General features: G+C 71.1%; 11 protein-coding genes. 7 read left to right on the top strand and 4 right to left on the bottom strand.

What is annotated here, in order from left to right:
• Positions 1 to 24 precede the first annotated feature (24 nt).
• The 6 genes from N5875_RS10720 to N5875_RS10695 all read left to right on the top strand — a co-directional run bounded on the left by N5875_RS10720 (position 25) and on the right by N5875_RS10695 (position 6,873).
• Positions 25 to 1,194: an ABC transporter ATP-binding protein gene (locus N5875_RS10720; protein ID WP_318207639.1), complete on the top strand. Its 1,170-nt coding sequence runs from the start codon at positions 25 to 27 to the stop codon at positions 1,192 to 1,194.
• On the top strand, positions 1,191 to 2,126 hold the full coding sequence (locus N5875_RS10715) for an ABC transporter permease (RefSeq protein WP_318207638.1): 936 nt from the start codon (positions 1,191 to 1,193) through the stop codon (positions 2,124 to 2,126). The genes N5875_RS10720 and N5875_RS10715 overlap by 4 nt, the downstream gene beginning before the upstream one ends.
• Positions 2,126 to 2,920, top strand: coding sequence for an ABC transporter permease (locus N5875_RS10710; protein WP_318207637.1), 795 nt, complete (start codon positions 2,126 to 2,128; stop codon positions 2,918 to 2,920). Before N5875_RS10715 ends, N5875_RS10710 begins: the two co-directional genes overlap by 1 nt.
• A 50-nt stretch (positions 2,921 to 2,970) precedes the next feature.
• Positions 2,971 to 4,389, top strand: a complete 1,419-nt coding sequence (locus N5875_RS10705) for an FAD-dependent oxidoreductase (RefSeq protein WP_318207636.1) — start codon at positions 2,971 to 2,973, stop codon at positions 4,387 to 4,389.
• 115 nt (positions 4,390 to 4,504) lie between these two features.
• Positions 4,505 to 4,975, top strand: coding sequence for a hypothetical protein (locus N5875_RS10700; RefSeq protein WP_338493315.1), 471 nt, complete (start codon positions 4,505 to 4,507; stop codon positions 4,973 to 4,975).
• Positions 4,976 to 5,070: 95 nt separating this feature from the next.
• A complete protein-coding gene (locus tag N5875_RS10695) occupies positions 5,071 to 6,873 on the top strand; it encodes a glycoside hydrolase family 18 protein (RefSeq protein WP_338493314.1) in 1,803 nt (600 codons plus the stop codon).
• 11 nt (positions 6,874 to 6,884) lie between these two features.
• On the opposite strand, the gene N5875_RS10690 is transcribed toward N5875_RS10695, so the two are convergent.
• The 4 genes from N5875_RS10690 to gabT form a co-directional block, all read right to left on the bottom strand.
• Positions 6,885 to 8,177 carry a hypothetical protein gene (locus N5875_RS10690; protein ID WP_338493312.1) on the bottom strand — a complete coding sequence of 431 codons (1,293 nt, stop codon included), beginning with the start codon at positions 8,175 to 8,177 and terminating at the stop codon, positions 6,885 to 6,887.
• Positions 8,161 to 10,632, bottom strand: a complete 2,472-nt coding sequence (locus N5875_RS10685) for an AAA family ATPase (protein ID WP_338493310.1) — start codon at positions 10,630 to 10,632, stop codon at positions 8,161 to 8,163. The genes N5875_RS10690 and N5875_RS10685 overlap by 17 nt, the downstream gene beginning before the upstream one ends.
• Positions 10,633 to 10,651: 19 nt before the next feature.
• A complete protein-coding gene (locus tag N5875_RS10680; protein WP_338493309.1) occupies positions 10,652 to 11,410 on the bottom strand; it encodes a phosphatase PAP2 family protein in 759 nt (252 codons plus the stop codon).
• A gap of 88 nt (positions 11,411 to 11,498) precedes the next feature.
• Positions 11,499 to 12,833: a 4-aminobutyrate--2-oxoglutarate transaminase gene (gene gabT, locus N5875_RS10675; RefSeq protein ID WP_318207630.1), complete on the bottom strand. Its 1,335-nt coding sequence runs from the start codon at positions 12,831 to 12,833 to the stop codon at positions 11,499 to 11,501.
• A 510-nt stretch (positions 12,834 to 13,343) separates the two neighbouring features.
• On the opposite strand from gabT, the gene N5875_RS10670 reads away from it, so the two are divergent.
• A complete protein-coding gene (locus tag N5875_RS10670) occupies positions 13,344 to 15,545 on the top strand; it encodes an ATP/GTP-binding protein (protein ID WP_338493308.1) in 2,202 nt (733 codons plus the stop codon).
• Positions 15,546 to 15,681 lie beyond the last annotated feature (136 nt).

Below are 15,681 nucleotides of genomic sequence, written 5' to 3'. Positions count from 1 at the left end.
TCTCACTCCCTGGGACCACGACCCATGACTGACAAGACTGCTCACACTGGAAAGAACACGGGCGGCGGCGACGTCCGTCTCACCGGGATCAGCAAGACGTACGGCTCCTTCACCGCCGTCCACCCCCTCGACCTGACCGTCCCGCAGGGCTCCTTCTTCGCCCTCCTCGGTGCCTCCGGCTGCGGCAAGACGACCACCCTGCGGATGATCGCCGGCCTGGAGGACCCCAGCACCGGCACCGTCTTCCTCGGCGACAAGGACGTCACCGACCTCCCGCCGTACAAGCGCCCGGTCAACACCGTCTTCCAGTCCTACGCGCTCTTCCCGCACATGGACATCACCGAGAACATCGCCTTCGGCCTGCGCCGCCGCGGCATCAAGTCGGTGAAGAAGCAGGTCGACGACATGCTGGAACTCGTCCAGCTCGGCGACAAGGCCCGGCACAAGCCGCACCAGCTCTCCGGCGGCCAGCAGCAGCGCGTCGCCGTCGCCCGCGCCCTCATCAACCACCCGCAGGTCCTGCTCCTCGACGAGCCGCTCGGCGCCCTCGACCTCAAGCTGCGCCGCCAGATGCAGCTGGAGCTCAAGCGCATCCAGACCGAGGTCGGCATCACCTTCGTGCACGTCACCCACGACCAGGAGGAGGCCATGACGATGGCCGACCAGGTCGCGGTGATGAACGGCGGCCGGGTCGAGCAGCTCGGCGCCCCCGCCGACCTGTACGAGAACCCGCAGACCACCTTCGTCGCCAACTTCCTCGGCACCTCGAACCTCATCGAGGCCGAGGTCCTGGAGACCGGTTCCGACGTGCTGGTCACGGCGGGCGGCGGCAAGCTCCGCGTCCCCGGTGACCGCTGTACCTCCGCCGTCCGCCAGGGCGGCAAGGTGCTCGTGGGCGTCCGCCCCGAGAAGATCTCGCTCGCGCACGCCGACGACGCGGGCTCGATAGCCGACGGCCGCAACCGGGTCACCGGCCGGATCGCCGACTCCTCCTTCATCGGGGTCTCCACGCAGTACGTGGTGAACAGCCCGGCGGGCGCCGAACTCCAGGTGTACGAGCAGAACATCGAGCGCGACACGCGGCTCGTCCCGGGTGCCGAGGTGGTCCTGCACTGGAACCCCGCGCACACCTTCGGGCTCGACGCCGCCCAGGACATCGACGCGGGCGTGGAGACGGTGGAGGACGCCGGATGAGCACTTCCACCCTGACGAAGGAGGAAGCGCCGCAGCCGGTCGAGGAACCGGTTCTGCGCAAGCCCTCCACCCGCAAGCGGCTCGTCCCCTACTGGCTGCTGCTGCCCGGCCTCCTCTGGCTCGTCGTCTTCTTCGCGCTGCCGATGGTCTACCAGGCCTCGACCTCGGTCCAGACCGGCTCCCTCGAAGCCGGCTTCAAGGTCACCTGGCACTTCCAGACCTACTGGGACGCCTTCCAGGAGTACTGGCCGCAGTTCGTCCGCTCCCTGCTGTACGCCGGGACCGCGACCCTGCTCTGTCTGCTGCTCGGCTACCCGCTCGCGTACCTGATCGCGTTCAAGGCCGGCCGCTGGCGCAATCTGCTCCTCGTCCTCGTCATCGCGCCCTTCTTCACCAGCTTCCTCATCCGGACGCTGGCCTGGAAGACGATCCTGGCCGACGACAGCGTGGTGGTCGAGGCGCTCAACGCCCTGCACTTCCTGGACGTGACCAGCTGGCTCGGCTGGACCGAGGGCGACCGCGTCCTCGCCACCCCGATGGCGGTCGTCTGCGGTCTGACGTACAACTTCCTGCCCTTCATGATCCTGCCCCTCTACACCTCCCTGGAGCGGATCGACGGCCGGCTGCACGAGGCCGCGCAGGACCTGTACGCCTCCCCGGCGACCACCTTCCGCAAGGTGACCTTCCCGCTGTCGATGCCCGGCGTCGTCTCCGGCACCCTGCTCACCTTCATCCCGGCGAGCGGCGACTACGTCAACGCCGAACTGCTCGGCTCCACCGACACCAAGATGGTCGGAAACGTCATCCAGTCGCAGTTCCTGCGGGTCCTCGACTACCCGACGGCCGCCGCGCTCTCCTTCATCCTCATGGCGATCGTGCTGGCCATGGTCACCGTCTACATCCGCCGAGCGGGAACGGAGGACTTGGTCTGATGCGTTGGATCCGCCGGAACCTCGTCGTCATCGCGGGCCTGCTGACGCTCGCCTACATGATCCTGCCGAACCTCGTCGTGATGGCGTTCTCCTTCAACAAGCCGAAGGGACGCTTCAACTACTCCTGGCAGGAGTTCTCGCTCGACGCCTGGAAGGACCCCTGCGGCGTCGCCGACATGTGCGAGTCGCTCTCCCTCTCGCTCCAGCTCGCCGCCTGGGCCACCGTCGGGGCCGTCGTCCTCGGCACGATGATCGCCTTCGCGCTCGTCCGCTACCGCTTCCGGGCGCGCGGCGCGATCAACTCGCTGATCTTCCTGCCGATGGCGATGCCCGAGGTCGTCATGGCCGCCTCGCTGCTCACCCTCTTCCTCAACATGGGCATCGAGCTGGGCTTCTGGACGGTCCTGATCGCCCACATCATGTTCTGCCTGTCGTTCGTCGTGACGGCGGTCAAGGCCCGGGTCATGTCCATGGACCCGCGTCTGGAGGAGGCCGCGCGCGATCTCTACGCGGGGCCCACACAGACCTTCCTGCGCGTGACCCTGCCGATCGCGGCCCCCGGCATCGCCGCCGGCGCCCTGCTCGCCTTCGCGCTCTCGTTCGACGACTTCATCATCACCAACTTCAACGCGGGCTCCACCGTCACCTTCCCCATGTTCGTCTGGGGCTCGGCGCAGCGCGGAACCCCCGTTCAGATCAACGTCATCGGCACCGCGATGTTCGTCCTCGCGGTACTGGTGGTCGTGGCCGGGCAAATCATCACGAACCGGCGCAAGAAATCAGCAACAGCCTGAGCCCACGGCCCTAGCCACAGGCAGCTCAGGCACCGAAGGAGTTGGAAACCATGGCCCCAGTCGCCATGCGTCTCGCTGCACAATCTCTCTCCGACGCCCAGCCCGTCCCCTTCTGGCTGGAAGACCCCGGCAAGCCCGGCGCCCTGCCCGCCCTCACCGGCACCGAGAAGTGCGATCTCCTCGTCGTCGGCGGCGGCTACAGCGGACTGTGGACCGCGCTCCTCGCCAAGGAGCGCGACCCCGCCCGGGATGTCGTGCTGATCGAAGGCCGCGAGGTGGGCTGGGCCGCCTCGGGCCGCAACGGAGGCTTCTGCGCGGCCTCCCTCACGCACGGCTTCGGCAACGGGCTCGCCCGCTGGCCGGGCGAGCTGCCGAAGCTGGAAGAGCTCGGCGAGCGCAACCTCGACGGCATCGAGGAGGCGGTCGCCCGCTACGCGCTGGACTGCGACTTCGAGCGCACCGGCGAGATCGACGTGGCCACCGAGCCGTACCAGGTCGACGAACTCCACGAGGTGTACGAGGAGATCGACCGGCTCGGTCTCGCGGACGGCCTCGAACTCCTCGACCGGGACGCCGTCCGCGCCGAGGTCGACTCCCCGACCTTCCTCGGCGGCCTCTGGGACCGCCGCGGTGTCGCCATGCTGAACCCGGCCAAGCTGGCCTGGGGCCTGAAGCGGGCCTGCCTGGACCTGGGTGTACGGATCTACGAGAACACCCCCGGCCTCGACCTGGTCTCCTTCGGCGCCGGCATGGGCGTGCGCACCCCGTACGGCCGTGTCCTCGCCCGCCGGGTCGCCCTCGGCACCAACGTCTTTCCGTCGCTGGTCAAGCGGGTGCGCGCGTACACCGTCCCGGTCTACGACTACGCCCTGATGACCGAGCCGCTCAGCCCCGAGCAGCTCGCCTCCGTCGGCTGGAAGAACCGGCAGGGACTCGGCGACTCCGCCAACCAGTTCCACTACTTCCGGATCACCGCCGACCACCGCATCCTCTGGGGCGGTTACGACGCGATCTACCCCTTCGGCGGCAAGGTCAGCGCCGAGATGGACCACCGCCCGGAGACGTACCTCAAGCTCGCCGAGCACTTCTTCCGCTGCTTCCCGCAGCTGGAGGGGCTCCGCTTCAGCCACGCCTGGGGCGGCGCGATCGACACCTGCTCCCGCTTCTCGGCCTTCTTCGGTACGGCGTACCAGGGCAAGGTGGCGTACGCGGCGGGGTTCACCGGCCTCGGCGTGGGCGCCACCCGTTTCGGCGGTGACGTGATGCTCGACCTGCTCGCGGGGGAGCGGACCGAACGCACCGAGCTCGAGATGGTCCGCCGCAAGCCGCTGCCGTTCCCGCCCGAGCCGGTCGCGTGGGCCGGCATCGGCATCACCAAGTGGGCGATGGCCCGCGCCGACGAGAACGGCGGCCGCCGGAACCTGTGGCTGAAGGCGATGGACCGGATGGGCCTCGGCTTCGACAGCTGAACTCTCGCATGTGACCTACGTCACAACTGATGGGTAGCTGAAACCGCGTAAGAGTAGCCGCTCGCCGCGCTCTCTCCGTACGGACACCGTGTCCACACGGAAGGAGACCGTTGCGATGACTGGTACGGGGGCCTCGGGCGCCAAGAGCGCGGTGGAGTGGCTGGTTTCGGTCGCGCCCGATCCCGACGCCTGCCGATGGGAGTGGGAGCGCAACCCGCACGGGGTCGCGCTGCTGCCCGCCGGCAGGCGCTGGGACGTCCTGATCCTGCCGGCGGAGCTCGGCTACCCCACGCTCGACGTCCTGACCCGCCTGGTGGACCGGCCGGGCCCGGTCCTCGCCGACTTCGGCGACGCCCGGATGGGCTTCTTCGTCCCGCCCGGCACCGCGACCCGCTGGCTCGGCACCGGAGTGCGCGGCGCGGGCGCCGGGACCTGGATCGTCGTCCCGTACCCGGGCCGGTCGACCGGCGGGGTGCGCTGGCTGGTGGCACCGGACGGTGCGGGCACCCTCACCGACGCCTCGCTCCTGGAGCTGGCGATGCACGAGGCGGCGGGGCAGCTGGCGCGGGGAGTCGACGGGGGCTGAACCGGAGTCGAGGCGCAGAGGTCTTGACCACTTGATTGGTCTGGACCATGCTGTGGCGCGCTCCCACCTCGATTCCCCCACCCCCGGAGGCAGTTGTGGACCGCGCCAGACCTCTCACCCTGCTCCTCGCGGGCGTCCTAGCCGCCGGAGGGCTCGCCGCGCTCGGCCCCGCCGCCCAGGCCGCCGACGCCGAACTCGCCCGCAACGGCGGCTTCGAGGCCGGCCTCGACGGCTGGAGCTGCACCGCCGGCAGCGGCGCCGTCGTCTCCAGCCCCACCCACAGCGGTACGAAGGCACTCCAGGCGACCCCCGCCGGCAGCGACAACGCCCGCTGCTCCCAGACCGTCACCGTCAAGCCCAACTCCTCGTACACGCTCAGCGGTTGGGTGCGCGGCAGCTACGTCTACCTCGGCGCCACCGGTACGGGCACCACCGACGTCTCCACCTGGACGGGCTCCGCCCCCGACTGGCAGCGGCTCGCGACCACGTTCACGACGGGCGCCTCGACGACCTCGGTCACGATCTACACCCACGGCTGGTACGGCACCCCCGCCTACCAGGCCGACGACCTCTCCCTCTTCGGCCCCGGCGGCGACCCGGTGCAGCTCCCGGCCGCCCCCACCGGCCTCGCGGCGGGCTCCCCCACCTCCACCACCGTGCCCCTGACCTGGTCCGCGGTCTCGGGCGCCACCTCGTACCACGTCTACCGCGGCACCACCAAGGTCCAGACGGTCAGCGGCACCTCGGCCACCGTCACCGGGCTCACCGCCTCCACCGCGTACACCTTCCAGGTCAGCGCCGTGAACAGCGCGGGCGAGTCCCCGAAGTCGGCCACCGTGAGCGCGACGACGACCAGCGGCGGCAACCCGGGCAACCCCGGCCTGCCCGCGCACGCCCTCGTCGGCTACCTCCACGCCAGCTTCGCCAACGGCTCCGGCTACACCCGGATGGCCGACGTCCCCGCCTCCTGGGACGTCATCAACCTCGCCTTCGGCGAGCCGACCTCGGTGACCTCGGGCGACATCCGCTTCAGCCTGTGCCCGGCGACCGAGTGCCCGAACGTCGAGTCGGTCGCCGACTTCAAGGCGGCCATCAAGGCCAAGCAGGCCGCCGGCAAGAAGGTCCTCATCTCCATCGGCGGCCAGAACGGCCAGGTACAGCTCTCCACCACCGCCGCCCGTGACATGTTCGTCTCCTCCGTCTCGAAGATCATCGACGAGTACGGCCTCGACGGCCTCGACATCGACTTCGAGGGCCACTCGCTGTCCCTCCAGACCGGCGACACCGACTTCCGGAACCCGACCAGCCCGGTCATCGTCAACCTGATCCAGGCGGTCAAGACCCTCAAGGCCAAGTACGGCCAGAACTTCGTCCTGACGATGGCCCCGGAGACCTTCTTCGTCCAGCTCGGCTACCAGTACTACGGCTCCGGCCCCTGGGGCGGCCAGGACCCGCGCGCCGGCGCCTACCTGCCGGTCATCCACGCCCTGCGCGACGACCTCACCCTGCTGCACGTCCAGGACTACAACTCGGGCTCCATCATGGGCCTGGACAACCAGTACCACTCGATGGGCGGCGCCGACTTCCACATCGCGATGACCGACATGCTGCTCACCGGCTTCCCGGTCGCGGGCAACACCGACCGCGTCTTCCCGGCCCTCCGCCCCGAACAGGTCGCCATCGGCCTCCCGGCCTCCACCCAGGCGGGCAACGGTCACACCGCCCCGGCCGAGGTGAACAAGGCGCTGGACTGCCTGACGAAGAGGACCAACTGCGGCAGCTACCAGACCCACGGCACCTGGCCTGCCCTCCGCGGCCTGATGACCTGGTCGATCAACTGGGACCGCTACAACCAGTGGCAGTTCTCGAACAACTTCGACGCCTACAACTGGAGCTGACCCCGGCCCGGTCAGCCCCCTGCCACGTCACGGAACACCCGGGCCGGAGCCGTCACGGGCTCCGGCCCGGCCAGCCCGCCGAGGACCTCCCGCAGATCCAACGGCACGGCCCGGACGACCGCGGACACCGCGCCGTCCGCACCCCGGACGGACACCGTCGCCCCGGCGGAACCGGCATCCCCCGGGTGGACCAGGGAGCAGCGCCCGGGACCGCCGCCGGACAGCGCATGGGCGTACAGGAACGCCTGGTACAGATCCTGCGTGGACAGCTTCCGCTGGTCGTAGAGCTTGTACTTCACGTCGACGGGCAGCCGGAAGGGCGCACCGTCCCGGGTGCCGGAGACCAGCAGGTCCGGTCGCACCTCGGAGTACGGCCCACCCGTGGCCTCGTCGAACAGCACCCGCCGCTGCCGCGACTGCGCCTCGGCGCGCATCCCGGCGGCAGCGGAACCCTCCCGCAGCAGACGCGTCACGAACGCCTCGAACAGCTGGTTCATGTCGAGGAGGAAGGCCCGGGAGGCAAGCGGACCGGCGGTGAACAGGTCCTCGATCCCGCCGCCCGAGAGCAGCAGCCGCGACCAGAGGTGAGCAGGCCGGTAGTGCTCGTTGTGCCGGTGATAGACCGGCTGCGACACGGCGGCGCGGAGATCCCCCAGCGGACCCGGGGCGTAGGCCGCGAAGCGCGCCGCCGCGCGCCTGGCCCGGCTCCGTACCTCGGAGGAGCGCGCCGTGCGGGCCGCCCGCTCCACGGCGTGGGCGCAGATCCGGTTGTCGAGGATGTCGGCGTCGTGCTCGTCGAACCGGCAGGCCAGCCGGTCCAGCCGGCCGTGGTGGCGGACGAGCTGCCGGTCCGTCAGCAGCCGGCCGCGCACGACGGGCAGGTCGTCCTCCCGCGTGAGGTAGTCGCTGCGGACCCCGTGGCGCAGCAGCCGCTCGGCGTGCTCGGTCACCATGAGGGCGACCAGGTCCCGCAGATGGGGCGGGCCGCCGCTGAAGTCCTGGCCGAGGGGAAGGGCGGTTCCGGACCCGCCCCAGGCGTAGTCGAGCATCCGCAGCACGTCGAGGTCCCCGCCCAGGTACTTCGGCAGGACGCGCAGCTCGCAGGCGTCGAGCCGGACGACTCCGACGTACGGCCCCGCGGTCACCTCCAGCCGGTCGCCCCGCAGTTCCCGTACACGCAGCCGTCCGTCGAGCGCCCCGCCCTCGACCAGTCGCCGGTCGGCGTCCGTCAGGCGGACACCGGGAACGACCAGCTGCCCGTACTCGCGCAGGACGTGCGGTCCGTGCTCAGGCGGGTTCGGCATCGGCGTCGGCCCTGAGCTCGGAGTGCAGCGCGTACACGAGCGACTCGTCGTCGAGATCGCGCAGGCAGTGGTTGACGGTGTCGACGACGGCCTCGCCGAGGAACGAGGCCAGCAGCCCGTAGTCGTCGTACGCGTACTCCTGCAGCAGCGGCATGATCTCGTCCCGGACGATCGCCGCAAGCTCCGCCGCCGTCGCCACCGGCTCGCCGCCGGGCATCAGGAAGGCGTGGCCGATCTGCCTCTCCCGGTCGAGCAGCCGCCGGACACGGGCGTTGAGCGCTTCCAGGAACACACCGAGGTCGAGCTGGTCGACGTTGAACCCGCGCAGCGGCTTCGGGTCCGGAAGCAGCTCCACGAAGGCGAAGCGACGGCGTATCGCGGAGTCGAGCATCCGGATGGACCGGTCGGCGGTGTTCATGGTGCCGAGCAGCAGCACGTTCCGCGGCACGGCGAACGGCCGCTCGCTCAGCGGGAGCGTCACGGACAGCCCGCGCTTGTCCTTCTCCAGGACGGTGATCAGTTCACCGAGGACCTTCGGCACGTTGCCGCGGTTGAACTCGTCGACGATCACGAGGTAGGTGTGGTCGGGGTCCTCCGCCGCCTGCTCGCAGACCCGCTTGAAGACCCCCGGCCGAGGCTCCAGGGCCAGCCCCGCCTGCCCCTTCACCGGTCGCAGTCCCTCGACGAAGTCCTCGTACCCGTAACTCGGGTGGAAGGTGACGAGGGTGAGCCGGCCGGCGTCCTGGAGCGCCTTCAGGGTCGTGCGGTACTCGGCGCTCTCGGGCTCGGCCCACGGGGCGACGCCCGGGAGGTCGTCGGACAGGGCTCCGAGCCGCTGCACGGCGTAGCGCAGGGCCTGATACGTCTTCCCGGTGCCCGGCGGGCCGTAGAGGATCGCCTGGCCGCGGCGGGTCAGCGCGTCGTCGACGCGCTGGAGTTCGGGGTCGAGCGGCTGGAGGACGGGGACGTCCTCGACATCCTCGACGGCCTCGTCGAGTTCGGCGTCGGCCTCCTGTGGGGCCCGGAAGTTCAGCTCATCGGCGCGCAGCTGCTTGATCCTCGTCCAGAACGCGGGCTTGACCTCGGCGATCCGGTCCGGCCCCCACCCCGGGACCGGACGGTCGAGGGACACGGAGAAAGAGGAGTCCCACTCCACCGCGACGGTGTGCCGGCGGTTGGACCGCCCGGACCGCCAGGCATAGCCGTCACCGGTGACGCGGCCGACCGCGAAGATCGCGTCGGCGGCGAGATACCCCACGACCCGGTCGCCCGGCCGCATCTCCAGGAGCCGCCAGACGTCGGCCGCGTACCGCGCGTCCTGCGCCGGCAACCGGTCCCGCACGGCCCGTGTGAACTCCTCCTTGTCGGCGAAGTCGTGCAGGTCGCCGAGTTCGTCGTGGCCGACGGCCGCGTAGCCCTCGGTGAGGCAGTCCAGGTCCAGTTCGCCGTCGGGGTGGATGCCCACGGCGAACACGCGCGGCGCCACCCGCGGCGGAGCCCACCAGGCGAGGAAGCGGTAGACGAGGTGGGGCGGCCAGTCCTTGAGCCGGGGGTGCTGCGCGACCAGCCGGCGCAGGTACTCCTTGCGGGCGAAGGGGCGCATCCGTGCCGGCACGTCGTCCGAGAGCAGGGCCGTGTAGTGCCGGGTGTAGCTGTCCGCGTACACCGGGACGATCGCGTCCGGGGCGTAGATCCGCAGGGTCTTGGCGATCAGTGTGTTCGCCGCCCGGACGGCGGTGATGTCGTCGATGTCCCCGACCCTGCCCTCGCGGGCCGCCGTCACCGCCTCGACGATGCCCAGGCGTACAGCGCTCCAGGCCGTGGCGGCGTCGGGATAGCCGGAGTCGTGCCACCAGCGACCGCCGTCCTGGCAGTAGATGAGGTGCTTCTTGGCCGAGCCGCCGGTGATGCTGCCCAGCTCGCCGCTGCCGTACTCGAGTGCGTGACAGTACGGCGGGGGGAGGTCCGGGCGGTGCTTGTGGACGCCGAGGGCGTAGCGCTCCAGCGGGAGTTCCGGCCACGCCTCCAGCGGGAAGTCCCGGCGGATCTCCTCGGCCCGGCGGTCCGCGGCTTCGAGGGCCGCCCGGTGCCGCTCGACGTCGAACGCGTCGAGGGCCTCGTCGAGGGGCCAGTACGGCAGACCGTCGGCGTGGTTCGCCGTGACGGGCCGCAGAGCGCAGGAACAGACGCCCGTCAGGGGCTTGCCGCGGCCGTTCAGCAGGCCGACGGACGCGGACCAGGAGGCAGGGTCCTCGGCGTCGAGCAGCCGGCGCCAGAGCAGACCGTCCTCGTCGGGGTGGCGGTCGAGCCGGTGCGCGTCGGTGAGATGACCGCAGCCGGGATCGTGGTGGATCTTGGCACCGTGGGCCGGGAGGATGATCTGCCCGCCCGAGGGGTTCAGCTCGTGCGCACGCCCGTCGAACGTGACCGAGAAACGTGTGCCGTGGTCCGCCATCCGTGTCCCCCTGGGAGTCTCACCCCCGCGCGCCCCCCGCGCGGTCCCGACGACCGTACCGCGTCGCGAGGACGGGCCAGCGCAGCAGCGGAAGGCACAGGGCGAGCGAGGCCAGGACGTCCAGCGGCCAGTGGAATCCCCGCAGGATCAGCCCCGTTCCGGTCACCGCCGTCAGCACGGCGGCGACCGGGAGCAGCCGGTTCGAGACCAGGAAGGCCGCGCCGAAGTAGGCGACCATCGCCGTGGCCGTGTGACCCGAGGGGTAGTACCCGTGGGCCCAGGGTTCCAGCGGGCCGGGGCGGGCCGTCCACTCCTTGAGGGGAATCACGAGCAGGGGCACGGCGGCCATGGCGAGAACCGCGTACAGGGCGGCGAGCCGGCGGCCGCGCCACACCGCGTACGCCGTCGCGCAGGCGAGGACGGGAAGGGCGACGGTCATGTTGCCGAGGTCGGCGGCGAGTTCGGAGAGGGGCCGGGGGACCGTGTCCACCGCGGCCCGGGACACCCGCTCGTCGAGCCTGGCCAGGGGGCCGTGGACGAGCACCTGCCAGGTCACGACGACGAGGGCGACGAGCGCCGAGAAGAGAGCCGGCCGCCCTGGAACAGGGGGGGTGGTTCCAGGGCGGCCGAGAGGATCGGATCGCCGCACGCCCCGGGGGGTGTGGGGCGGGCGGCCGTCCGATCGGTGAGGAGTTCCGGAGCACGAGGCTCCAGGGGTGTGCGCGACGGCACGGTGTGGGCGGGGCTGGGGAGGCTCCGCCCGGGGTGTTTCTCTCATCTGCAGAAACCGTACGTCAGAGAAGAGGGGACCGACAGCGGGAAACGCATCCCGCCATCGGCCCCCCACAGAGTCTTCACACGGAGTGTCAGATCTGGGCGAACGCGTTCTCGATGATGTCGAGACCCTCGTTCAGCAGGTCCTCGCCGATGACCAGCGGCGGCAGGAAGCGCAGCACGTTGCCGTAGGTGCCACAGGTCAGGACCAGCACGCCCTCGGCGTGGCAGGCCTTCGCCAGCGCGGCGGCGGCCTCCGCGTACGGCTCCTTGGTGTCCCGGTCCTTGACCAGCTCGATGGCGATCATGGCGCCGCGGCCACGGATGTCACCGATGGCGGGGAACTTCTCCTGCATGGCGGTGAGACGGGCCTTCATGACCTCCTCGATGCGCCGGGCCTTGGCGTTGAGGTCGAGCTCCTTCATCGTCTCGATGGAGCCCAGCGCACCGGCGCAGGCCACCGGGTTGCCACCGTAGGTGCCGCCCAGACCGCCGCCGTGGACGGAGTCCATGATCTCGGCGCGGCCGGTGACGGCGGCGAGCGGCAGACCGCCCGCGATGCCCTTGGCGGTGGTGATGAGGTCCGGGACGATGCCCTCGTCCTCGCACGCGAACCACTGGCCGGTACGGCAGAAGCCGGACTGGATCTCGTCGGCGACGAAGACGATGCCGTTGTCGTTCGCGAACTTCACGATCGCCGGCAGGAAGCCCTTGGCCGGCTCGATGAAGCCGCCCTCGCCGAGGACCGGCTCGATGATGATCGCGGCGACGTTCTCGGCGCCGATCTGCTTGGTGATGTTGTCGATCGCCTGGGCGGCGGCCTCGGGGCCGCAGTTCTCCGGACCGGTGGGCCAGCGGTAGCCGTAGGCCACCGGCACGCGGTAGACCTCGGGCGCGAACGGACCGAAGCCCTGCTTGTACGGCATGTTCTTCGACGTCAGCGCCATCGTGAGGTTCGTACGGCCGTGGTAGCCGTGGTCGAAGACGACGACGGCCTGGCGCTTGGTGTACGAACGGGCGATCTTGACGGCGTTCTCGACGGCCTCGGCGCCGGAGTTGAACAGCGCCGACTTCTTGGCGTGGTCGCCCGGGGTCAGCTCGGCGAGCGCCTCGCAGACCTCCACGTAACCCTCGTACGGCGTCACCATGAAACAGGTGTGGGTGAAGTCCTGGAGCTGCGCGGAGGCGCGGCGCACGACGGCCTCGGCGGAGGCGCCGACCGAGGTCACGGCGATGCCGGAACCGAAGTCGATCAGGCGGTTGCCGTCGACGTCCTCGATGATGCCGCCACCGGCCCGCTTGGTGAAGACGGGGAGCGTGGAGCCCACGCCACCGGCGACCGTGTCGAGACGGCGGGCCTGAAGCTCCTGCGACTTCGGACCGGGGATGGCGGTGACGACGCGCCGCTCCTGCGGGACAGCGTTCATGCGGGGCTCCTGGGGGTGTTCTGGACGCACTTGCGGGTTTCCTCCGCAGGCTAGGCGCGGGGGAGGGGTGGAGGCATGCGCCGATCGGGAGTGGTGGGGGTGTGTCGTTGTCCGGGATGGATATGACGGAGCTGGGGGCGCCCCGAGAGCGGGCACCCACCGGTGCGCGGGCACACGGGTGGGTGAAACCCCTCCGGGGCGTCCACGGGCCACTAGATTGACGGTGGCACAGAGACGGCGACCTGGCTGGTCAGGGGGCAGGGGTTCATGGAGACCGACGGCACGTACGAGTCGCGCGACACCCGGGGGGGTGCGGTCCCGCGGCCGGCGGGTCCCCCCGTGCCGTCCGGCCCTCCGCCGCAAGGGCCGCCCCCCGTGCCGTACCCCGGGCGGACCGGGCAGGCGCCTCCGGTCGGACACGCTCCGCAGGCAGGATCGGCAGGATCGGCAGGACCGACTGGTCCTGCGGGGCCGGCGGGGCAGGGGTCGCGGTCGGCCACGCCGCCTCCCGTGCCGCCTCGGCCCTCCCAAGCGCCGACGCGCATCGGGGTCGCCGAGTGGCTCCGGATCCCCCGCCCCGCCGCCGCGCCCGGCATCTGGCGGCTCGGGCACCGTGAGCGGCCCGAGCAGGAGCCGGACGTCGTGGCCGGCCGGCAGCTGATCACCGGTGGGTTGATCGCGTACCTCGTCGGCTGGCTGCTGTGGTCGCTGCTGTGGAACGGGTACCTCGAGGGAGGGTGGATCTTCGTCGACAACTGGTGGCAGCTGCCGATGCTGTGGCTCGTGCCCAACGACTGGCGGAACCCCGACAGCTCTGACTTCGAGCTGTACATCGCTGCTCAGTACCTCTGGTACGCCGTCCTCCTCGTCCTCTTCTCCGTCGGTTTCGGCCGCGTCGGCAACTGGCGGGAGATCTGGCAGCGATACGGCGTTCCCGTGTGGCCGGTGTTCGTACTCCTGCCGGGAGTCTGGCGCGAGCTCCCTCGCACGATCAGCTGGTTCACCTGGGTCTCCAACGTCTACTACGTGCTCCTCATCGCCGCCCTCGTCGCAGCCGTCGGCCGGGTCGGCGTCTGGCCCGCCGTGCGGCGACGCCGGGGGACCGGTGGCTCTGCGGTCGCCCCGACACCTCCGCCTCATTCGGCCGCCGATCCAGCCGAGTGGACCGAGCTGCGCGACGCCGGAATGGTCGAGACCGCCGAGCAGCTGGCCACGGCAACCCGCCAGGGAGTGCTCGGGGACGTCGACTACGCCCGGATCCGCCGCGCCTGGCAGGGCGTGCGGACCCGGCCGGAGCGGCTCGCGGCCTTCACCGAGGCCGTGCGCAGCCGGGGCGCAGCCGCCTGCGGCCATCCTTCGGGCCTTCGCGACCTGCCCGTTCGTACCGCCACTCATGACCTGGCCACCGAGCAGGTTCTCATCGGAACCGCCGCGGACCACCCTCGCAATCCCTACGCCCGTCGCACGACGGGCGTCGCCCTGGAACCGGGCGTTCTCGGGACCTCTCTGCTCGCCGTCGGGCCCGCCGGGGCCGGGAAGACGGTGCGCCTCGTGCGCCCCGTCGTCGAGTCGCTCTGTCTGCAGGCCCTCGCCAACCGCGCCGTCGTCGTTGCTGTCACCTCCCACGGCGCCTCGATCGGCCCTGACGGTGCCTTCGACGTGGTCGTCTCCGTCGGACAGCAGGAGTCCACGCACGACCTCGACCTGTACGGCGGCGTCGACGACCCCGACGAGTCCGCCCGGATCCTTGCCGAGGCGCTCGTCGGGGACCTGGTCGCCGACAGCCGACGGGCCGCCACCGCACTCGCCCAGCTGATCGGTCCGTACCAGGCGGCGTACGGCCGCTTCCCCGGCGTGCCCGAGCTGCGCGAGCTGCTCGTCGGGACTCCCCACGCACTCGCCACGCTGCGCGAAGCCGTCGCGGGCGACGCGGCCCAGCTGCGTGAACTCGATGCCCGGCAGCGCCAGGCTGAACGCGGCGACGAGGTGGGAGTTCTGCTCGCAGAGCGCATCGCCTTCCTCGACCGGCCCGCCTTCGCACACTTTTTCCGACCGGACCGCTCGGAGGGCTCGCGGCCGCAGTTCTCCCTGCGGGCCGTCGAGCACCCTCTGCGCGTCCGCGTCGACCTCCCCCAGCGCGGCCACGCAGAAGCCTCTCGGATCGTCTCCCGGCTGCTGCTCGCGCAGTTCTCCGAGTCCGCCCTCGCCCGCCGTGACCGTTCCCTCTTCGCCTGCCTTGTCCTCGACGATGCCACCTACACGGTCACCGCCGAATCCGTCCGGGCCCTTCAGCGGCTGCGCTCGGCCAACGCCGGCGTGGTCCTCGCGCTGCGCAGCCTGGAGGACGTGCCCGAGGCGCTGCGCGGGCCACTGCTCGGAGCTGTCGGTTGCCGGATGGCGTTCGCCGGGATCGCGCCCTGGGACGGCGGACGGTTCGCCGAGACCTGGGGGACCGAGTGGGTGCAGACCCGCGATGTCACCAACCGGCAGATCATCTCCGACGAGCCCCTCACCAAGGCCCTGCACTTCATGCGGCGCCTCGTGACAGGCAAGGCGACGACGGCCGAGGCCGTCACCGTCCGTGAAGTCGAGCGGCAGCGGTGGTCCGCCTCCGATCTCGCCCACGACGTCCCCGCCGGGCACGCCGTACTGTCCCTCACCCACGTCCGGGGCGAGCACACGCCACCCCTGCTGGTGGACCTGCGGGGCTGAGGCGGGCTGTGGCGGGTCGGGGCGGGGGTTGAGGCGGGACCGAGACGAGACCGAGGCGCGTCGTCGAGGACCGTGCACGGCCCCCGACGCGGCCGCCCACCCGCCCCCGAGCCGGAGCGAGGGACGGCCCGCCCTG

It is taken from the genome of Streptomyces sp. SJL17-4 (assembly GCF_036826855.1).
Taxonomy (GTDB): Bacteria; Actinomycetota; Actinomycetes; order Streptomycetales; family Streptomycetaceae; genus Streptomyces.
The sequence above is the reverse complement of the archived record's forward strand: the minus strand, read 5'-3'. Positions and strand labels throughout refer to the sequence as shown.